The sequence below is a fragment of the Pseudophaeobacter leonis genome, from assembly GCF_002087335.1.
Taxonomy (GTDB): domain Bacteria; phylum Pseudomonadota; class Alphaproteobacteria; order Rhodobacterales; family Rhodobacteraceae; genus Pseudophaeobacter; species Pseudophaeobacter leonis.
This window is the reverse complement of sequence record NZ_MWVJ01000089.1, coordinates 1-5324: the sequence shown is the minus strand read 5'-3', so window position 1 is coordinate 5324 and position 5324 is coordinate 1. Positions and strand designations below refer to the sequence as shown.

At 52.1% G+C, this 5324-nt stretch carries 2 tRNA genes and 2 rRNA genes; all 4 read left to right on the top strand.

Annotated elements, in window-relative coordinates:
• Positions 1–558 precede the first annotated feature (558 nt).
• Positions 559–2020 (top strand): 16S ribosomal RNA (locus B4968_RS17810).
• A gap of 260 nt (positions 2021–2280) precedes the next feature.
• A tRNA-Ile gene (locus tag B4968_RS17805) sits at positions 2281–2357 on the top strand.
• Between the two features lie 21 nt (positions 2358–2378).
• Positions 2379–2454 (top strand) — tRNA-Ala (locus tag B4968_RS17800).
• 534 nt (positions 2455–2988) lie between these two features.
• Positions 2989–5324 (top strand): 23S ribosomal RNA (locus tag B4968_RS17795); the annotation flags it as partial.

The following is a 5324-nucleotide window of genomic DNA, read 5'->3' as shown; positions in this document are numbered from 1 at the left end:
TAGAACCCCCTCTACCGGCAGCGAGGATATGCGGTCGGGATGGAGTGGAGACGCTCTGGACGGGCTGGAGAGACAGCCGGTCGGGTCGGAGAGACGGCTTTGACGCTCAGGAGAGACTGGGGCATTTGGAAGATTGTTTGAGGCGGGCGCGCTGAGAGATTGGGGCCTTGGTCTTGTTTTGGCCTTCTGAGTGTTGCTCTTTGAAATTGATAGTAACTGAAGAGATATGTGGGGGGGTTGGTTTATTTCGATGGATCAACGTCTGTATATCAACGCTCTTAGTTCTGCGGTGTTGCCCTTTTGGTGATGCGGTGGCGCGATGATCGAGTGTCAGCTTCACTGTTTGAGTGGTTTCTTGTTATCTTTGGATAACCTGAAGCACAATCAAACAGATGACTTTTGATTGCCACTCTCGTTCCTAGCCGGGTGAGGGTGCTGCAGTTGGCTACACCCCGGGTGTTGTTGGTTTCGACCGGCGCGCTCAAGTAGCCAGAGGCGGTCGTGCAATCAAAGATGTGCAGGGGTTCGGACGTCAAGGACAGCATCGCAAGATGCTTTCAACTTGAGAGTTTGATCCTGGCTCAGAACGAACGCTGGCGGCAGGCTTAACACATGCAAGTCGAGCGCACTCTTCGGAGTGAGCGGCGGACGGGTTAGTAACGCGTGGGAACGTGCCCTTCTCTAAGGAATAGCCTCGGGAAACTGAGAGGAATACCTTATACGCCATTCGGGGGAAAGATTTATCGGAGAAGGATCGGCCCGCGTTAGATTAGATAGTTGGTGGGGTAATGGCCTACCAAGTCTACGATCTATAGCTGGTTTTAGAGGATGATCAGCAACACTGGGACTGAGAGAGGGCCCAGACTCCTACGGGAGGCAGCAGTGGGGAATCTTGGACAATGGCCGCAAGCCTGATCCAGCCATGCCGCGTGAGTGATGAAGGCCTTAGGGTGTAAAGCTCTTTCGCCAGAGATGATAATGACAGTATCTGGTAAAGAAACCCCGGCTAACTCCGTGCCAGCAGCCGCGGTAATACGGAGGGGGTTAGCGTTGTTCGGAATTACTGGGCGTAAAGCGCACGTAGGCGGATCAGAAAGTATAGGGTGAAATCCCAGGGCTCAACCCTGGAACTGCCTTATAAACTCCTGGTCTTGAGTTCGAGAGAGGTAAGTGGAATTCCGAGTGTAGAGGTGAAATTCGTAGATATTCGGAGGAACACCAGTGGCGAAGGCGGCTTACTGGCTCGATACTGACGCTGAGGTGCGAAAGTGTGGGGAGCAAACAGGATTAGATACCCTGGTAGTCCACACCGTAAACGATGAATGCCAGACGTCAGCAAGCATGCTTGTTGGTGTCAACCTAACGGATTAAGCATTCCGCCTGGGGAGTACGGTCGCAAGATTAAAACTCAAAGGAATTGACGGGGGCCCGCACAAGCGGTGGAGCATGTGGTTTAATTCGAAGCAACGCGCAGAACCTTACCAACCCTTGACATCCTTGGACCGCCAGAGAGATCTGGTTTTCTCGCAAGAGACCAAGTGACAGGTGCTGCATGGCTGTCGTCAGCTCGTGTCGTGAGATGTTCGGTTAAGGCCGGCAACGAGCGCAACCTACATCCTTAGTTGCCAGCAGTTCGGCTGGGCACTCTAGGGAAACTGCCCGTGATAAGCGGGAGGAAGGTGTAGATGACGTCAAGTCCTCATGGCCCTTACGGGTTGGGCTACACACGTGCTACAATGGCATCTACAGTGAGTTAATCTCCAAAAGATGTCTCAGTTCGGATTGGGGTCTGCAACTCGACCCCATGAAGTCGGAATCGCTAGTAATCGCGTAACACATGACGCGGTGAATACGTTCCCGGGCCTTGTACACACCGCCCGTCACACCATGGGAGTTGGATCTACCCGAAGGCCGTGCGCCAACCTTTTCGGAGGGGGCAGCGGACCACGGTGGGTTCAGCGACTGGGGTGAAGTCGTAACAAGGTAGCCGTAGGGAACCTGCGGCTGGATCACCTCCTTTCTAAGGATGTTCCTAGTCAGCATGAACTTGTTCATACTCGTGGAACACTTAGCAATGATGCGTAATCAAAACGCATCAACATCGGAGCATCGCAAGATGTTCCTTTGGACCGAGCCGTCCTCATATCTCTTCAGAAAAGTCGCGGCAGCAGCCGTTATCTGGCGCTGCCTGGTGACATAACCACTGAGTGCTGCTCTCGGGCATTGCTTTGCAATACCCTGTCGCACACGGGTATTGATTTGCTTTGCAAATCGAAAACCGGGTCGGTAGCTCAGGTGGTTAGAGCGCACGCCTGATAAGCGTGAGGTCGGAGGTTCAAGTCCTCCTCGACCCACCAGTCATCCTTCGGGATTAAGATGGGGCCTTAGCTCAGCTGGGAGAGCGCCTGATTTGCATTCAGGAGGTCAGGAGTTCGATCCTCCTAGGCTCCACCATCACCCCAGAGGGGTGTTTGATACCTGTTACAATTAGATCGTTAAGCACTGTGCGCAGTTCTTAACCGTCCAATTGGACGAATTGACATCGTTAAGAGAGAAACAATCAAACAACACTGTTGATCGCCCCGAGTGTGGGGATGATCTCAGATTGGTGCTGTATGTGGTCTTCGGACTATTTACAGCGAGCTTTGGAACACGTCTGTTTCCTCGGACGTCCCAGGGTTTGCCAGCCTGAAACGACAGAGTTGTCCAAGTCAAGTACACTAACCCGGTTCTAATTCCGCAAGGTTTTGGAACCATTGTATTTATGATGACTGTTTTGCGAAGAGGGCGGGATCGACATCACGCCGTTAGTAGTAAGACGCCTGTTCATCATGAATGCGGGAAAGTAACTTTTTGGTCTGGAGATTGTGACATCGGTTTCTTACCAGCTTCCGATGTCCCGATGGTTCTTTTTGTCTGTCATCTATCCGCGCTCAAGTAGCCGAATAGGCGGTAGTGCAAGTATAAAGGCTATCTATTTCTGGATCAGATCAAGCGCGAGAAGGGCGTTTGGTGAATGCCTTGGCAGTAAGAGGCGATGAAAGACGTGATACTCTGCGATAAGCCATGGGGAGCTGAGAATAAGCTTTGATTCATGGATTTCTGAATGGGGCAACCCACCTGAAAGTTCATTATAATTACTTCGGTAGTTTATAATGTTCTTAACCAGGTACTTATGAACTGAATACATAGGTTTATAAGAGCAAACCCGGGGAACTGAAACATCTAAGTACCCGGAGGAAAGGAAATCAATTGATACTCCCCTAGTAGCGGCAGCGAACGGGGACCAGCCGAGCCTTGAGTGTGAGAAGAACATGTTGGGAAGCATGGCCATAGCGGGTGATAGCACCGTATTCGAAGCATGATGGGACGTATTAAGTAGGGCGGAACACGTGAAATTCTGTCTGAAGATCGGAGGACCACCTTCGAAGGCTAAGTACTCCTTACTGACGATAGTGAACCAGTACCGTGAGGGAAAGGTGAAAAGCACCCCGACGAGGGGAGTGAAACAGTACCTGAAACCGAACGCCTACAATCAGTTGGAGCCTCCTTGCGGGGTGACAGCGTACCTTTTGTATAATGGGTCATCGACTTGGTCTCACGAGCAAGCTTAAACCGTTAGGTGTAGGCGCAGCGAAAGCGAGTCTTAATAGGGCGCATGAGTTCGTGGGATCAGACCCGAAACCGAGTGATCTAGGCATGGCCAGGTTGAAGGTGCAGTAACATGCACTGGAGGACCGAACCCACATCTGTTGAAAAAGATCGGGATGAGCTGTGCCTAGGGGTGAAAGGCCAATCAAACTCGGAGATAGCTGGTTCTCTGCGATCTATTTAGGTAGAGCGTCGTCCGAATACCCCGGGGGGTAGAGCACTGGATGGGTAATGGGGACTCACCGTCTTACTGATCCTAACCAAACTCCGAATACCCGGGAGTACTAGACGGCAGACACACTGCGGATGCTAACGTCCGTAGTGGAGAGGGAAACAACCCTGACCTCCAGCTAAGGCCCCTAATTCATGGCTAAGTGGGAAAGCAGGTGGGATGTCCAAAACAACCAGGAAGTTGGCTTAGAAGCAGCCATCTTTTAAAGATAGCGTAACAGCTCACTGGTCTAATTAAGACGTCCTGCGGCGAAGATGTAACGGGGCTCAAGCCATGAGCCGAAGCTGAGGATGCACATAGTGCATGGTAGCAGAGCGTAGTGTGACATAGTTCCAATGTCTCTTTTACTCATTGGATGTGATCTGGTTCGTTATCAATGGCGCGGTCAAACGTGCTCAAGTAGCGATGCGGTAGCACATCAAATAATGAGTGTCGGAGACACGGAGCTTTCGATGAAGCCGGGGCGTGAGCCATCCGGTGGAGAGATCACTAGCGAGAATGATGACATGAGTAGCGACAAAGAGTGTGAGAGACACTCTCGCCGAAAGTCCAAGGGTTCCTGCTTAAAGCTAATCTGAGCAGGGTAAGCCGACCCCTAAGGCGAGGCCGAAAGGCGTAGTCGATGGGAACCGGGTTAATATTCCTGGGCCATGAGGTGGTGACGGATCTCGAAGGCAGTTCATCCTTATTGGATTGAATGGGCTGCTGCGAGGTTCCTGGAAATAGCCCCTCTATAAGATCGTACCCTAAACCGACACAGGTGGACAGGTAGAGAATACCAAGGCGCTTGAGAGAACGATGTTGAAGGAACTCGGCAAAATACCTCCGGAAAGTTCGCGAGAAGGAGGCCTGGTTTCTACGCAAGTGGGAGCTGGGGGCACAAACGAGGGGGTGGCGACTGTTTATTAAAAACACCGGGCTCTGCGAAGTCGTAAGACGAAGTATAGGGTCTGACGCCTGCCCGGTGCCTGAAGGTTAAAAGGAGGGGTGAGAGCTCTGAATTGAAGCCCAGGTCAACGGCGGCCGTAACTATAACGGTCCTAAGGTAGCGAAATTCCTTGTCGGGTAAGTTCCGACCTGCACGAATGGCGTAACGACTTCCCCGCTGTCTCCAACATCGACTCAGCGAAATTGAATTGCCTGTCAAGATGCAGGCTTCCCGCGGTTATACGGAAAGACCCCGTGCACCTTTACTACAGCTTCGCACTGGTATCAGGATTTTGAGACGTGCAGGATAGGTTGTTAGGCATCGAAACTGAGACGCTAGTCTCGGTGGAGCCTCCCTTGAGATACCACCCTTCGCACTCTTGATATCTAACCGCGGTCCATTATCTGGATCCGGGACGCTGCGTGGCGGGCCGTTTGACTGGGGCGGTCGCCTCCTACAGCGTAACGGAGGCGCGCGAAGGTTGGCTCAGAGCGGTCGGAAATCGCTCGTTGA